The sequence below is a fragment of the Deltaproteobacteria bacterium genome (assembly GCA_016874735.1).
Classification (GTDB): Bacteria; Bdellovibrionota_B; Oligoflexia; order Oligoflexales; family CAIYRB01; genus CAIYRB01.
Genome location: VGTI01000069.1, coordinates 1 through 15569 on the forward strand (window position 1 = coordinate 1; position 15569 = coordinate 15569).

12 protein-coding genes are annotated in these 15569 nt (G+C 52.5%); 5 read left to right on the plus strand and 7 right to left on the minus strand.

Features of this window, described 5'->3' with window-relative positions; all coding sequences use genetic code 11:
- Positions 1-195 precede the first annotated feature (195 nt).
- Both FJ146_17245 and FJ146_17250 read right to left on the minus strand, forming a co-directional pair.
- The gene (locus FJ146_17245; protein MBM4253716.1) at positions 196-513 is read right to left on the minus strand and encodes a helix-turn-helix domain-containing protein; all 318 of its coding nucleotides are present in this window, start codon (positions 511-513) and stop codon (positions 196-198) included.
- Entirely contained in the window at positions 510-755 is a 246-nt protein-coding gene (locus tag FJ146_17250; protein ID MBM4253717.1) for a DUF4258 domain-containing protein, read from the minus strand. The genes FJ146_17245 and FJ146_17250 overlap by 4 nt, the downstream gene beginning before the upstream one ends.
- Before the next feature lie 143 nt (positions 756-898).
- Between FJ146_17250 and FJ146_17255 the strand changes: the two genes are divergently transcribed.
- Both FJ146_17255 and FJ146_17260 read left to right on the plus strand, forming a co-directional pair.
- A complete protein-coding gene (locus FJ146_17255; GenBank protein MBM4253718.1) occupies positions 899-1147 on the plus strand; it encodes a hypothetical protein in 249 nt (82 codons plus the stop codon).
- Entirely contained in the window at positions 1129-1815 is a 687-nt protein-coding gene (locus FJ146_17260; protein MBM4253719.1) for a hypothetical protein, read from the plus strand. The genes FJ146_17255 and FJ146_17260 overlap by 19 nt, the downstream gene beginning before the upstream one ends.
- An 11-nt stretch (positions 1816-1826) precedes the next feature.
- Here FJ146_17260 and FJ146_17265 read toward each other — a convergent pair whose 3' ends face one another.
- Together FJ146_17265 and FJ146_17270 are read right to left on the minus strand one after the other, a co-directional pair.
- Complete coding sequence (locus FJ146_17265; GenBank protein ID MBM4253720.1) at positions 1827-2012, minus strand: hypothetical protein; 186 nt, start codon at positions 2010-2012, stop codon at positions 1827-1829.
- 25 nt (positions 2013-2037) lie between these two features.
- Positions 2038-3888 carry a hypothetical protein gene (locus FJ146_17270; protein MBM4253721.1) on the minus strand — a complete coding sequence of 617 codons (1851 nt, stop codon included), beginning with the start codon at positions 3886-3888 and terminating at the stop codon, positions 2038-2040.
- Between the two features lie 181 nt (positions 3889-4069).
- Between FJ146_17270 and FJ146_17275 the strand changes: the two genes are divergently transcribed.
- Both FJ146_17275 and FJ146_17280 read left to right on the plus strand, forming a co-directional pair.
- Positions 4070-5635, plus strand: coding sequence for a hypothetical protein (locus FJ146_17275; protein MBM4253722.1), 1566 nt, complete (start codon positions 4070-4072; stop codon positions 5633-5635).
- A gap of 225 nt (positions 5636-5860) precedes the next feature.
- On the plus strand, positions 5861-7369 hold the full coding sequence (locus FJ146_17280) for a hypothetical protein (protein MBM4253723.1): 1509 nt from the start codon (positions 5861-5863) through the stop codon (positions 7367-7369).
- Positions 7370-7398: 29 nt separating this feature from the next.
- On the opposite strand, the gene FJ146_17285 is transcribed toward FJ146_17280, so the two are convergent.
- From FJ146_17285 to FJ146_17295, 3 genes are all read right to left on the minus strand, one after another.
- Positions 7399-8772, minus strand: coding sequence for a serine/threonine-protein phosphatase (locus FJ146_17285; protein ID MBM4253724.1), 1374 nt, complete (start codon positions 8770-8772; stop codon positions 7399-7401).
- Between the two features lie 257 nt (positions 8773-9029).
- Positions 9030-9839 (minus strand): hypothetical protein, encoded by an 810-nt coding sequence (locus FJ146_17290; protein ID MBM4253725.1) that lies wholly within the window; start codon positions 9837-9839, stop codon positions 9030-9032.
- 209 nt (positions 9840-10048) lie between these two features.
- A complete protein-coding gene (locus FJ146_17295) occupies positions 10049-11578 on the minus strand; it encodes a hypothetical protein (GenBank protein ID MBM4253726.1) in 1530 nt (509 codons plus the stop codon).
- A 357-nt stretch (positions 11579-11935) separates the two neighbouring features.
- On the opposite strand from FJ146_17295, the gene FJ146_17300 reads away from it, so the two are divergent.
- Positions 11936-15520, plus strand: coding sequence for a hypothetical protein (locus FJ146_17300; GenBank protein ID MBM4253727.1), 3585 nt, complete (start codon positions 11936-11938; stop codon positions 15518-15520).
- Positions 15521-15569 lie beyond the last annotated feature (49 nt).

The following is a 15569-nucleotide window of genomic DNA, read 5'->3' on the forward strand; positions in this document are numbered from 1 at the left end:
GTGCACGACATCAAGTCGTTGCTCTAGGGATGGCGATACGGGGTCGTTGGACATAAGGGGCCTCCTGGGTTGAGGCCGCTTACCAAATCACAAGGGCGGTAGGTGTCTTAAAAGTTAGATAGAATCAACTAATGCGCCTAAAGACACAGTTTTTCCAGCCTCCGAAAGCCAGGCCCGCTATTTGAGGTCAAATGGTCATGATACTAATTTCAAAATATCTTCCTTACGGAAAACGTAATCCTTGCCATTTGGCTTTGAGAACGGGATTTTTTTATCACGAATACGCCTTCGCATTGTTGATTCGGAGATACCTAGTAACCGTGCCGCATCTTGAAGCGATAAGGTAGATTCGCCACTAAAAAATCTGGATGAGTCAGTGATGTCTATGCCTATCACACCACCCTTCTTGTCTAATCGGACAATGATACCATTTTCGTATGTTGACTTTGCCTCGATTTCATCACGGAAGTCGATTGATACGTAGTCTATGTCTGCCCGATGGACAATTTTCATGCTCTCACCTCAAAGTTAACCAAAACCGTAATCACCTCCCAACCTGTCTCACTAGGTGTACCAACCGCCACGACTGCGATCAGGTTGTCTTTTCTATGTCGAAGGCGCTTGTAAAAAATAGTCTTATCGCGGGACTGAATAATTGTGCCATCAGGACTACTTATGACGGTATTGACCTCATTTGGGGTAATCCTTCGCTCAATCATCCGCTGGACCGCATGGGCCGAGAAGGTGTGTTCCATTCTCAGGAGAAATCCTATAACTGGTTATATATAGTCAACACCTATTTATAACCTATCACATTGTTTGAGAATTTGCACAGCGACTTTTCGGCAACGTCGGGATAGGCACCACGTCCCCGCCCAGTCCGCTCACCGTGACCGGAGTGATCGAATCCACTAGTGGTGGCGTCAAGTTCCCGGACGGCACTACGCAAAATTCAGGTTGGATCGACCCGAGCGTGGCGGGTGGGCGATTGACATTAACCGCGGCGACGCCGGTGACCGCTGCGGACGTCGCCGGTAGCACTGTGATTTATTACACGCCATACAATTCTGATCGGATCGCTCTTTACGACGGCAGCAACTGGAGAATTTACTCCTTTCCGAGATCGCCTTGCCCCTCGGGACCCTAACCGCGGGTGTAAACTACGATATTTTTGCATATGCAAGTAGCGGTTCTGTGTTGCTCGATCCTCCGGTGGCATGGACCAACGACACGACAAGGGCCACGGCTCTGACACGGCAAAATGGCATCTTGATCAAATCCGGTGCCCCAACCCGTCGCTACCTTGGCACATTCCGAACCACCAGCACTACCACCACCGAGGACAGCTCTTTGAAGCGCTTTGTGTTTAACATCACGAACCAGCTGCCGCGGAGTTTGCGGCGCATCGAATCCACGAGCAGCTGGAACTATGGCTCACACACCCTCCGGCCGGCCAACAACTCGACAACGAACCGGGTAGAGGTACTGATCGGGGATTTGGGGCCCTTAGTGAATCTGCATGTGCAAGAATGGGGACGTAGCACTGTTGCCGATTACATCGCTGTAGCTATTGGCGAAGATTCCACATCCGCCGCCAGCCCCAACGCCGTGACATCGAGTGCGGGGACTGACAGCTCATCCCCAACCTTGGATAGCACTCTCAGCTCCCACCTCGTGGTCACTCCCACGGTTGGCTACCATTATTACCAATGGCTCGAGTCAGGAAGTCCTAATGGTATAACTCTATTCCGGGGGACCGCGGTCTCTGGCGGCGTTACCACTTATGGTGGGATGATCGGTGTGGTGAACTACTAAAGAGTGGCTACTTAGGCGCTTTCGCGCAGGACTGCTTGCATTTTTAAGGTTAACAGTAATACCGTAATTAGCTCCTCAGCTGCCAGCGCAGGTTCAGCAAACGAACTTGCAGTTAGTAACAACGTCGGTACCGGCACCACATAATCAAGCGCGAAGATCCAATTGGCAGGAATCCTCGAATCAACAACCAGCGGCATTGTTTAGCTACACATCAGACGGCATTTAGGCCGACTGCGTTACCACTTCCAGCGACAACAATTCAGCCGCACCCACCTCCAAATAGTACAGCCTGTCCGCTGCTGGATCATCGCGCACTGAAGCCTCATGATCACGGAGCATGTACTGCACAAACCCACCTCGAAGTGTCTTATCTAAACTGAAGTAAACGCGCTCTTGCAGAATCAAGAGATTGGCATGTAATCCGTCTGGCAAAATAACTTTACGCATCGCCTCGTAGCGATTTGCCAAGACGATACTACGGCCAAAGAGGTCGTAGGATTTGGTTCCGCCAGCAGGATAGAAACCGGAGATACTGTCCATAGCGATCCCGATACAGCAATGTAGCGGCTCGTGGTAGTCAAATTTAGCAACTTCCTCCGTAAAGATCGTTACAAATTCTTGCGCCAAATAATAGGCATCGTTGGCCAACGATCCACTAGGTGATCTGAACGGATAACCCACACTGCAGATAAAGCCATCACCCATCTCCTTGATGCGGTAGCCACTAGCGACGAGACGCAGTGGGTCGTAGTTCTGGTCCATGGCCTCATTACAGCGACGAAACACAGCGCGGAAGAAATCCTTGGTTTTTTCATGATTGATCTTGCTACTCCCAACGATATCGAAGCACAGCACACAGGCCTCACCGGCCCCGGTTGGCATGGTTTGCTCGAGTTCGCTACCGTCACGGATCTGATCGATCTGATGAGGATAAAATACCTTCTGCATTTGTTTGAAGGCATGAGTATTCTCGGATGTGGCCTTGACCTCAGAGATCCGAGCCTTAAATCCAACGGCAAAGGCAAAAAAGACACTCTCGGCAGCAAATGCAGCGTACAGCGCATACCGCAGGAGCAGCGGGACGTGTCCCGTGTAGGCCTGTGCATTGATAAAACAACCAATGGTCAGCATCGTCCAGCCAGCTACGAAAAAAGTCGCTGGTTTATACCCCTGCCGCTGCCTGGTAACAGCCGCAGCAATGGAAGCAATGTAGAGTCCAATTTGAGGCAGATACCACGGCATAGGCTGCTTGGTAGCGATCTCGCCGCCCATCATGATGGCTGTCGCCAGGAGCAGAGTCACCATCGCGTAGAACGTTTTTGGCGTAAATCGCTTGAGCGACAGCGCCGTCACCATGAAGCAAAACACTGAGACTGCGTTGGCAAACAGCAAGCTTATCCATAGTCGCTGATGAAAGTTCGGCAGGTGAAAGGACGCTATGGCCAGGATGCCTAAGGTCGAGAGACTATAGGTCACGTAAAAGATAAAGTACGCTCGTCTATAGAAGAGAAACCACCCTAGATTCTGTAGGACTAAGGCAAGTGTCACGCCGTAGAGCAAGGCGACGAAATCACGCCCGGCATACTGGTCGGCCTGGAGGGAGTAAGCGCTAGACACCAGTAGGCGGCTCTTCATCAGTAAGGTCCGACAGTTCTGCAGATGGAGGTAAAACTCCTGGCGCCCACGGACTAGCTCCACGGCAAACATCGGGGCAAAGCTACGCATGGGCTTTAGTGGCGTCCATCCCTTCCCCGAGCGGACATAAAGCGTCGCCCCGTCAATGGGGAGGTTCCAGCGGTGCTCAATCAGCGTGGGGTGATTGACCTTGGAATCGATGACAAAGTGAAACCACATACTCGCGTTAGGTACATCGAAGGCCTTATCAGCGGCTAGCTTCCAAATCGAGGGCTCTAACTTCTGGACGTCGTCAAACGTTAGCTTGTGCTCCTCATCAATCACATAATCAACGGCACTCATCTCGAGTGGTAACGACTCGGCCGATGTCACCGTGAACGGCGACAAAGCAAGTGCCTGCCCGGAGATTATAAAGCTGAAGAATAAGCCGAAGACCATCACTGGATATCCCCTCTTCCGGCTTATCGTCCCAAAGTGCGCAAAATTGACTGCAGGGGTTCCCCCCTAAAACTGGTCTACTTAATTGTTGCTAAATTGATTCAACTATCCGTCTTGTTTTAGCTATTCGCCAAAATGCGCATGCCATTCCGATTGCAATTGGCAACCATCTGCAATTAAGATGAAAAATCCCAATCACCAACAATTAAGTGGACCAGCTTATATGATGCGCCCCATCGCCCTCTTACTCCTTTTAGGCTGCCGCACACCCGGACCTCTGGGCACGACTAAAGATACCGGATCGTCCTCTGCCGCGGTGGTCACCGAGCAGCCTACGGCGCGCGCCATGGGTGCAGAGGCCACTGCCAAACTGGCGGAGCACTATGGCAGCGTCCGCGGTGTCTGGAGTGACATAGGTTGGTGGAACACGGCTAATGCCCTTGAGGCCGTTATCGACTACTCCCGCCTAACTGGGACGGGCGACTATGCCAAGCTGATTGCAACCACCTACAGTCGCCATTTTAAGGGCAAGTTCCTCAACGAATTTAACGACGACGCTGCATGGTGGGCACTCACCTGGATCAAGGCCTACGACCTGACACACCACGTTAAGTACCTGGAAATGGCTGAGACGATCTTTACCCACCTAACGACCCATTGGGATGATCACTGCGGTGGCGGCGTATGGTGGAAGATTGACCATAAGTACAAGAATGCCATCACTAACGAGCTTTTCCTCACCCTAGCCTCCCGCCTGGCATTGCGTGCAAAGACCGACGAAAAGCGCGCTAACTATCGACTTTGGGCTGAGCGTGAATGGAGATGGTTTGAGAAAAGCACGATGATTCGCTCCGACTACTTGATCGCCGATGGCCTAGACGATAAGTGCCACGGAGTCGGTCAAACGTTCACCTACAACCAGGGCGTGATCCTTGGCGGCCTTACGGATTACGCTGCTGTGACTGGCAACCAACAGGTCATGACCTTGGCCAGCAATATAGCGACAGCTGCCATCACTAAGCTTGTGGACCAACAGGGGATCCTCCGCGACGATGGCGAATCTGCTGGTAGTGCCAACAAAGACCAGCCGCAGTTCAAGGGCATCTTCATGCGCTATTTAGCCTATTTTTACAATGCTAATCCCCTCCAGGCTTATCGCCAGTTTATCTTGCACAACTTAACTAAGGTATGGCAGTCCAATCGCAGTGCAGATGGCTGGTTTGGCTACCTGTGGGCTGGGCCATTTGACAGTAAAGATAGTGCACGTCACACGGCCGGTGTAGATCTCATTAATGCTGCGATTGCCGTGAGCGAGCCGAACGCTGCCCTCGGCGCCAAAGCAGGCTCCAACGTCACGCCTTGCCGTGAATTTGAAAGCGCCGACAAAGCCGTCGATGGCTCCCTCATCGATGGCAGCAAGTGGTGCGGCCACGGTGATCCGACGGCTACCCTAACTCTGGATTTAGGTAGGGAGAAAACCATAAACACTTTCATCGTCAAGCACGCCGGCGCTGGCGGCGAGGCACAAGATTTCAATACAGACGCCTTCAGTATCGAAATCAGCGGAGATGCCACCAATTGGAGCCAAGTCGTCTTAGTCACAGACAACACAAGTGCAGTAACTAAACACCCAGTCGAAGCCCTTAAGACGCGTTACATTAGGCTCAATGTCCTGAAATCTCAACTAAGGCCATCACTATTTGCCTCCCGGATTTACGAGTTTGAGGCAATTAGCGACGGGCTGTAGCTGGCCTCCCTTTTACCTCAGCATTTGCAAAATCAATCACCTCTTCCTCAGGACGATTTTGCAATATGCTGTAATACTTGTGTTTTTATTCCTCAAGTTTTTGCAAAATATGCCGATAAGAGTTATGCACCCAGCAAGTTAACTCCCTGCATTGCGTTGGCAGCCGATTGCGCCTTTAGAGACACAGTCAGTCGGTCGCAACTATCGCTTTAAAGGAGAGTAAGGGTGTACAGCGTAAATCAACTTCTAAACAAAAAAATAATTGTAAGTCTATTTGCCTCCACGCTAGGGCTCGCCTCCGCCTCGTGTGGCACGCAAGCCGAAATGAAAATCAAACTCGCTGGATCTAAGCCAGACTCAAAATCAGCCGATGTTACAGCTGATGATGAACTCGCGGGCCTAGCACTGACTAGCGCCGCTTGCAGCAATGCGAATAATCTAAATGCCATTACTGTATCGCCCTCGGGATCGCTGTTCATTAACGACATCGCCGTAGTTAACGACTCTAGCGCTAAGGGGCGCGGACCACTTAGCTTCGCTTTCCTGATGCGCGAAATTCTGGAACTCAATCCAAATCCAGGGACAACCCCGAAGGATTTGGCGATAGAAGACGCTGCCATCAAGTCGCTTCTTGACCAATTTGTCGTGAGCAGCCCGGTAAATACCTTTGTGGCGCCATCTCGAACCAATACCAAGCGCACGATTTCCGCAGCATGGCAGACGGTCACAGGCACCGACGACAAGGCCTATCTCAGTTTAGAAAGAGCGCCGTTCAAGCTGCTCGCGATTACCAATCGGCTCGATATTGTAAAAAAAGGCAAAACTTCGGTCACAGCCGGCGAAGGACGCTTTATCTTCGGATTCACCGGCCCATCAGCGGCGACGATCATCCTTGAATACAACCTGCCCATCGGGGGTGCCAGCAGCAGTGGTATGACCATGAATCAGTGGGCAAAGGACTGGCAAGGGCTGAAACAGTTCCTAGTTGATACCAACAGCTCTAAGCCCGGTGTACAACCATCGGCGACGATTGGCGCACTACAGTTCGCCAATAAGACTGGCTACCTGAAAGCTCTCGCTGCTTTGACTGGCAAATTCACTAAACGTGATGCCGCAGTGTCTGGCCAAATTAAACAGGCCGCCATCAGCCAGGTTCGCACAAACGAATTCATCCAGAGCCCCTGGGAGCTACGCGAGCTGCAACGGGTCAGAACTGGGGGCACCGTGGCACTTAAGCTCACCACGGTTAAGAACAATCCCGACGAGCGTTTCAGCCAAGGGACCAGCGGCTTCAGCAACTGGATCAAGTCCAACGTTAGCTGCAGAGCGGACACAACTTCACCCAACGACTGTGCTTACACCACATCTGATGGTCTATTACCGGCTTCTTTCCTTAACGGCACCACACCCGTCTCGCTCCTCGGCGCATCGTCGCTAAACCCAGGCAGCTTATGGTTCCCAAGCGATCGCAGCCAAAAGAACCAATTCGTCGCACTGAACACATGCAGTGGCTGCCACAGAGCTGAGACGAACACGAATTTTGTCCACGTGAGTATCCCCCGAGGGACGACGCAAGCCTCTCAACCCTCGGGCTTCCTACGTAGTGACCTCAACCGTCGCACAGTCAACCTAAAAAATCTGGTATGCCTAGCTGCAGCCAACTCGGGCGAGCTCAATCTCAGCGCCGACGGTTCGAGCGACCTGCGCCTTGGAACTTCGAACATGGTGCACTAAGACTAATGCTAAATTTCTCTCGACACCTCTTAGGTGCCTAATCTGCGGATCTTTTGCCCAGCGTGCCTTACCAAAGGCTGCCCACGGATCGCAATCAGGATCTTGTCGTCAGCCGTGGGGACATCTTTGATCACATGACGACCGAATTTTTCTACGTCTGATAGTAGTTTTAGAAGCGCCTTGGGGTGACGGCGCACACCAGTGTCGATCACCCCGTCGCTCCCCAGTACAATGCGGTAGGACGTATCAACCGGAAGCCTCACCACCTGCGGCCGAACCGATAGTGTCGCAGCAACACCGAGAATATTGCCGCTGCCGTGAACCACCTTGATAGCGTCTGCTGGTTCAGCTGGGGTATCGCGAAAGAGATAGAGTGGCACATGACCGGCTGAGTAGTAAGTCAGCTCAAGCTCATCTATAGTCAAGAGTCCCATGGTCAGTGTATACGGCTCTTTCTCACCAAGAGTTATCAATGCCTGATTGACCTCAGTCATCCATTTCATTGGCGAAAAATCTTTGCGACTCAATGAGGCTGCCCACAGGGCCTGAACAGACTGCACCACCATCGCCGCTGGTATACCCTTACCGCTCACATCAGCTACGACGATCACTAATTGACCATTGGCTAATATCCTAGTCGCCATCCAGTCACCCCCAAGGATACCGTGGGGTTCGTGGTAACAATTGACAGTTAGGTGTGCCGTTTTAATCGTTGAGGGTGGCGGCGCCAGTGATGCTTGAATGCGACTTGCTACTATGAGCTCGGCCTCAAGCGCCTGACGCCGCAAGCGTTCATTTTGCTCGGCTAGCAGGGATTTATCGAGATTGAGCTCCGCCAGCGTGACCAGTTCCCTCCAACGCCGGTAACTCACGTACAATGTGTAAATATCGGTGCAAGTGACAACGATGAACGCCGCCAAATGATGCTCATGACCCGCCAGGATCCAGACCGTCATTGCAGTACCAATGTGTACCGCAGTACCAAGGATCCCCACCCAAGGTAGACTGCGACTGTAGTCGCAAATAAAAACACCAAAGAATGTATAAAGAATCCAGCCGATCAAGCGATGAGATACAGTCATATCGGTGTCATAGGCACCGGTGATCATGATCCACGCCAGTCCGCTCATAAAGATAAACTGTTCGAGGGTTGCGAATAAGCCTATTTTAAATTTTGACGGCACAGTATGTCGTGAGGTTGTTAAAAGCCACACAGCACTCAATACGAAAATTGCTGCAAAAAACATCACCAGGAGGCTGCGCACTGAGCCGGGAGCGAGGAAATATAGCGCAGTAGCAGCAACTCCACATATCGGTACGCCCATCCGCGCGGTGGTGGTCCTCGCCTCGAAGCGGTCCTGGACGATCCACGCCTCGACGGCGTCCGTGCCTTTGCGTCGCACCCTGCCTGCGTCCGGCGGCGGCACCGTAATATTTGAATCAGCGTTGTTAATATGCGTCCTCTCGGGTCGTAAATCTGCCGGTTCGCGTAACTGGCCACACCCGGATGTATTATCGGCGCTATACGAGAAACCATGAGGGACGGGCAGCCACCTTGAGCTGCCAGCATACAGCCGCCTACCACACCTACATCGTGAACTTATTTACCGATTTTACTCCTTAAAGACAACCGCGCGCCTGTAATAACGCACTGGCCAAATTAGCCAACAACACGGAACACATGGTCAATGACATTGTGTGCTGCATGGATCGCCACAACCGGCGCAATAAGTATGGGCGCCGCAACCGCTGCAACCAGGGCGACTGCAGGGGCGAGTATGGCAGCCACTAAAGCGCCGAGTGGAAAGAGTATGGGGAGGAGACCCATCTTTTTCGCAGCCTTAGCCTTGGCTAGTTCATGAACGCGCGTCGAAAATTTGTTCCAATATGCGGCAGCATCTTTGTTCTTTTTGTTAGCGCCGTGGTGAACAAAACCGGCCAGCTGCTGGCTAAGGAAATCGACGTCTTCGGGTTTCATACTTCCGGGATGGCTTTTCAGCTTCTCGAGAAATCTCGCATGGATCTTGCTGTATATCTTATCTTGGGAATCAAATACCGGCTTCTCAGCCTCCTTGGCAACGACTTCAGCACTAGCTACGGTCGTCGCACCAACTGCTGGTGGAGGCGCAGCTACTGCCGAGGTTACAACGAGGTCTCCGGCGCCTTGAGGCACTTCTTTAGTAGCTGTGTAGACAGCCTCGCCTGCCGCTGCCGCGGCCGCCATGATTTGCTCAGTAACAGCTTTGGGATTAGCAACCGACTCTGCAATTTTGGTATCAAGATCAGCCTCACCAACTAAATAGACTTGCTCTTCAGTTGGTTCGGCTATGTTGGTGGTGGTCTGAGAGCGCGTCGCAACGGCAGCACCGTGCCGCAGATTTTCATTCCTGGTGGATGTGCCGCCGCAAGCAGCAAGTAGACCTTGTGACAGCACTAACACTAAGGCGCAGTGGTTTAGCGCATGGTTCATACGTCCTACTCCTCTAGAGGGTTGATTGTCTAAGAATTTACCGAGGCACAATGATTTGTGCGCGCTTATCGGCTTTTTTGCAGGAAAACTTTAGACAAAAGATGATTATTTTTGTAATGAGTAGACGTATCAGCGGGTTACACCCGACACCACAACCAAGACAAAGACCGGAACTGGTGCGACGTCAGAGTAGTCTTCCGCAAATTTTCTTAGTAGTCACAGGTACAACGGCACCATTGGTTGCTACGCATCCACGGCTCGTTGCACTGACCCCACGACTTTTTATCAGCGCACGTATCGCGATCCGGGGGTAAATCGACGCAGGCGCCCTCGGCCTTAGCGGCTGAAGTACTTGCTTTGCTCATCGTACCGCTAAAGTAATATGCTTGGAGGTCAGCAAGTTTCGACCCAAATACGTTCGTGGCCTTGGCTCGACCGAGAAACGGAGCATAATCCGTCTTATGCTTCTCGAGTTCGTCGTAAACATTCTGCGAGCGCCAGCAGGAGTTGGGATGGGTACTATCGCCACGCTCGCACTTATTGGTGTCTACACGATCCGCAATGTGACAACTTGCTGCGACGAAGGGCGAGGCCGACGAGCTACCCTTGATGTCGCGAATCATCTTGGCTGGAACTTCTCCCCTGTACTGGCGAGACTTACCAAGCAGATCGAAAACGTTGGCAAACTCGCGAGGATCGTAACCGGCACGGATGAAAAGCTCGAGACCTTTCTCGTCGGCGTCTTGCTCCTTCCAGTTCGGTGCCACGTCTTTGCCCAGATATTTTAGCTCTATCTCGCGAAGTTTCTGCAAGAGGCTTCTATATTCCTTCGAGCTGGTCAAAAACTTCTCGCACTCGATCATCGCATTGGCTTCGACTTTGACGAATTTTTCGCGGTCAGCCTGCTGCATCCTCTCCACGATCAATACCCGATGTGACTGCATCATGCGCACGATATCTTCGTAGCCTTTATACTGGACTTCGTCCTCTTTGTAGTTCCACGCGACTTCACGATTTGCGTCGTCAAGAGGCATCTCCGTGACTATCCGATGCGCGATATTACGGGGTTCATTCAAATTAAAAAGCTCGAATTTAATGATGGTTCGATCGACCATCGGGACGATCAAGTTTATGTATTGATTGACCAGTTTTTCCCCATCATCGGCGCCCTTAAGGGCATTTGAAAGGGTGGCGGCAAGTTCCGCGAAAGCGCTATTAAACTGTGCGCCCTTATTGTTCGTGATCCCTTTAAACGCCGATCTCAACTTCTCGCGCGTTGCCTGATACTCTTTGTCATCAGCAATTTTACCCTTGGCCTTGCCACCGATGCTATGGAGACTTGCCATATGAGCAATCTCATGGGCCACCACGGCAGCAATTTGCGCATCGTTGCTGGCGATCCAAAGTAGTCCCCTGTTTATTGCCACAATACCGTCACCTGAAGCATAGGCATTGACGTCATAGGTCGCATCTACAAAGGTGCAAAGCCGGTGGATGCCGGGAGGTAGTACGGCCTGATTCGATTCAATAATTTTTTTGACGTGATCCCGCAAATATTGCAATGCCGCCGCGTCCGCTGGAGCTGACGGTTTATTCTTTTGGTCACAATCAATCAGCAAATCACCTGCGTTGGCAATTTGCCCAAAATCGTGCGTGACCTTCGAGGCGCTTGCAAATTTGCACCCACCGAGGAGGGCCAGTAGTCCACCGGTAAGACAGGCTAAACGTCTCATCGCCATGATGCACCTCTAATGGCTAAAGATTGGAAGTTTATTAAGCGTGATCCCAGACGTTCTCATGTATCGGATTTAAACACCTGCAACTTTAGAACCGAAAGCGAGGTTTTTGTTACATTACAAACAATTTGCCGCGGCCTATTTTGGCGGCCAACTCGTGAGCCGCAGCATGACTACAATTTTGACAGCGCCTAAAGCCAGTGCCAGAGCAGCGACTCAGGTTGTTTTGGTGAGTAATTCCGGATTATTAGGCACCCCATTTTGTGCTCAAGTTTTCTGCTCAATGACCGAAGATTCGGTTGGTTGATTTGGGACAGAAAATACCGTGAATGTCAGAGTTCTGTCCATGGGGTCACCTGATTGCGACGTAGACCAAACAATTTTAAATTTTACGCACGGCCCTTTCTCACCGTTGCATTGGTTCTCTTTTGCGCCACGCTCCCCGCCGAAGCTCAGGTCTACACCTTTCCGCTTAGCTACTCCGCCCGCCTGACAAGTAGCAACGGCAGTCCCCTGGATGGGCCAGTCGATGTTGATTTGCGGTTTTGGAACGCGATGATGGACGGCGAGCAACTCGCCGAAACTTTTAGCTACACTGGTGTCACTCTCAATCAGGGAGTCTTACAACTCCGCGTACCTGTGGTCAGCACGCAGGTGGACCGGATATTCGGCGATGGAACGAAACCGGTGTATGCGGAAATCACGGCGGGTGGCAGAACCTATCCGCGGCAGGAGTTTACCTACGTCCCGCTAGCTATGCGGGTGCCTGTAGATGATAAAACCATCGAATTTGGCAGCGACGGACGTCTAAACCTCATAGTACCAAGCCGTCCAGGCGGTGGCTCGTTTTTGACCTTGGACGGAGCAGGCAAGCTGTCATGGGAGACACCGGTAGTGACGTCGTTACGTAGTCAGACGATTTCTAGTACCACACCCACGACGGGGCAGGTTCTTAGTTATGACGGCGTTCAGTGGACTCCCAAATCACTTGCGCAGCTTGGGGGAGGGACGCCGAGTGCATCGACAATTACGACCGGGACTCTAGCGATCACCAACGGTGGTACAGGAGCAACGACTGCAGCAACTGCCTTTGATGCGCTCTCACCACTGACCACTACAGGTGACATCCTAATTGGCGGAGCCAATGGTGCGGATAGTCGCCTCCCGGGTAACACCGGGGCCGTCAAACAATTCCTGACCAGTACCGGCACAGGCAGCGCTGCAACTGCTCCGCAGTGGAGCGCGATTGATGCTACGGACATTCCGTGGGCTAGCCCAGGTGCTATCGGCGCAACCGCAGCGAGTACTGGTGCGTTTACTAGCATAACAACGACGGGAAATATCGGCATCGCTTCGACAGATCCCGGCTACAAATTGGACGTGGCAACTTCGGGTCCGGGATTGCAGGTGGCCGCGCGCATGCAAAATAACACTACTGCCGCTAACAACTCTGGGGTACAGACGATTTACGCGGCCAATCGGTCCACATCAGGACTCACTGAGGTTGCGGGCATCGGTGGCCTGATCACGGACACTTCGGATTCTGCCTACAAAGGGGCCCTGGTGCTGTCGACAGCTAACAGCGCAGCGCCTGCCGAGCGCGTGCGCATTGACGCAAACGGAAATGTCGGCATCGGCACCACAGCTCCCGCAACTGCACTAGATATCAGTGGCCAGATCAAAATCCAAGGCGGCGCGCCAGGTGTCGGTAAAGTGCTGACAAGCGATGCCGATGGTCTCGCGACTTGGTCCAGCGCAGCAGTGGGTTCGATCACAGGAGTCACCGCAGGAAGTGGCCTAACTGGCGGGGGAACAAGTGGGTCTGTCACCCTGAATGCCGACGTTGGCACCACTGCTAATAAACTGGTTCAACTGGACGCATCGGCAAAACTACCAGCAATTGATGGCAGCGCGCTCACCAACTTAAGTCCCGGTAACTTATCCACCGCGGTCAGCGTCCCGAAGGGTGGTACCGGACTGACCTCTGGAACATCTGGTGGCCTTGTCTACTTCGTTTCAAACACTTCTATGGCATCGTCTACGGCACTGAATGCCAACGGAGTTGTGCTCGGTGGAGGGCCTGGCGCGGCCCCAACAACGACTGCCGCGGGCGCAGCAAACACATTGTTGCGGGTACCGTCCGGTGGTGGCGCTCCGAGTTTCGGTGCGTTAGACGTTTCGCAGTCATCGTCTGTAACGGGAGCTCTAAACATCGGTAACGGTGGCACGGGTGCCAGCCTCTTATTAACTGGTGGCACCGGACAGTATTTGAAACAAACCGCCTCGGGCGCAGCCGTAACCGTCGGTGCGATTGCCGCTGCTGATCTTCCGACGATGACTGGCGACTCGGGATCAGGTGGGATTAAGGGTGTCGTGCCGGCACCGGTATCGGGTGACGCGGCAGCTGGTAAATTTCTCAAGGCAGATGGGAGTTGGAATGTCCCTACGTTTAATACAAACTGGGCTGCACCCGGCACAATTGGATCAACAACACCAAACTCTGGTGCGTTTACGACTTTGACTGCGAGTGGCAATGTTGGGATCGGGACTGCGAATCCGAGTGGTATTTTGGACGTTCGCCCACCTAACGTAGGTGGGGGTCCTGGTGGTTCGATTTATCTCTACGCGCAATCACCTGGTAGCAATAATAATAACGGCGGCAGTATCATCCTAATGACGGGCACGCACACTGGTACCGGCACATCCGGTAGAATCGGCGTAGGCACCACCAATCCGGCAGGATATTTTGACCTGCGACCGCCTAATATCGACGGTGAAGGCGGATCCGTTTTTATTTACGGACAGTCACCGCTCAGCAACAACCACAGCGGTGGTAACATCATCCTGGTACCGGGCACTGCCACCGGTACAGGCACAGTGGGACGGATAGGATTTAACACCACCACACCACAATCGTTGCTAGACGTCGCTGGTGGGGTATCCGTAGGTGCTTACGCTGGAGTAAACACGGCTCCATCGAACGGCATGATCGTAAGTGGCAATATTGGCGTCGGCACCACGACGACTGCCGCAAAACTTGACGTCAATGGAACCATAAAAATATCAGGAGGTACTCCTGGCACTGGAAAAGTCCTAACCAGTGACGCTAATGGCCTAGCTTCATGGGCAACGCCACTGTCTGGAACCGTCACCAGTGTAGGGATCACGCCACCGGCCGCAGGGATCACAGTGACGAGTGGCAGCCCTGTAACGAGCTCTGGCAACATCACGTTGGCCCTAGCAAATGACCTGAACGCAGTCGAATCAATAGCCACCACAGGACTAGCTAAACGTACTGCTACCGACACTTGGACTACGATTACTGACAACTCCGCAAACTGGGACTCTGCATACACCGATCGCTTGAAGTGGGACGGTGGTGCCACAGGCTTAGTCGCAGCTACCGGCCGTACAAGCCTAGGTCTTGGTGGACTCGCGACGCTATCTGCCGTTGGCAGTAACGAAATTACCGATGGTACTGTTACCAACGCTGATATCTCAGGATCTGCCGCAATTGCAGACAGTAAGTTGGCTACCATAAGCACGGCAGGCAAAGTGTCTGGGTCAGCGATTACTTCAGGTACGATTGCTGGTGCAACGGCGATCAATACATCTGGCACGATAGTCACAAGCGGCAATGTGGGGATTGGGACAACCAACCCACTTAGCCAACTTAACGTCGTCGGCAGAATCGCAGCGATGTCGGGCGCTATTTGGGACCATATTGCCATTTCGGCTGGTACTGCGGCGGCTTATCTCGACGTAGGTAACGCCAACGATCTGCGCATACGAATTAACTCGGGTACTAATAGCGGACCTGAGACAGCAAGTTACAATGACATCATGACAGTAAAAGCTAGTGGCAACGTCGGCAATGTAAGGAAAGCATCGCCAGCCAACTCGCGGAGCGAGCGCTGGTCTCACTCTGCAGAGTGCCGCGTTTGATGCTTTTGAAAAATAATCACGGATTGCTTTGAATCTGGCCAAAGTGTGC

Bases quoted from the DNA above. Each gene is read 5' to 3' on its own strand.
- FJ146_17245 (MBM4253716.1), bottom strand. From the start codon at position 513: ATGAAAATTGTCCATCGGGCAGACATAGACTACGTATCAATCGACTTC.
- FJ146_17265 (MBM4253720.1), bottom strand. From the start codon at position 2,012: ATGCCGCTGGTTGTTGATTCGAGGATTCCTGCCAATTGGATCTTCGCG.
- FJ146_17270 (MBM4253721.1), bottom strand. From the start codon at position 3,888: ATGGTCTTCGGCTTATTCTTCAGCTTTATAATCTCCGGGCAGGCACTT.
- FJ146_17250 (MBM4253717.1), bottom strand. From the start codon at position 755: ATGGAACACACCTTCTCGGCCCATGCGGTCCAGCGGATGATTGAGCGA.
- FJ146_17290 (MBM4253725.1), bottom strand. From the start codon at position 9,839: ATGAACCATGCGCTAAACCACTGCGCCTTAGTGTTAGTGCTGTCACAA.
- FJ146_17295 (MBM4253726.1), bottom strand. From the start codon at position 11,578: ATGGCGATGAGACGTTTAGCCTGTCTTACCGGTGGACTACTGGCCCTC.
- FJ146_17275 (MBM4253722.1), top strand. From the start codon at position 4,070: ATGAAAAATCCCAATCACCAACAATTAAGTGGACCAGCTTATATGATG.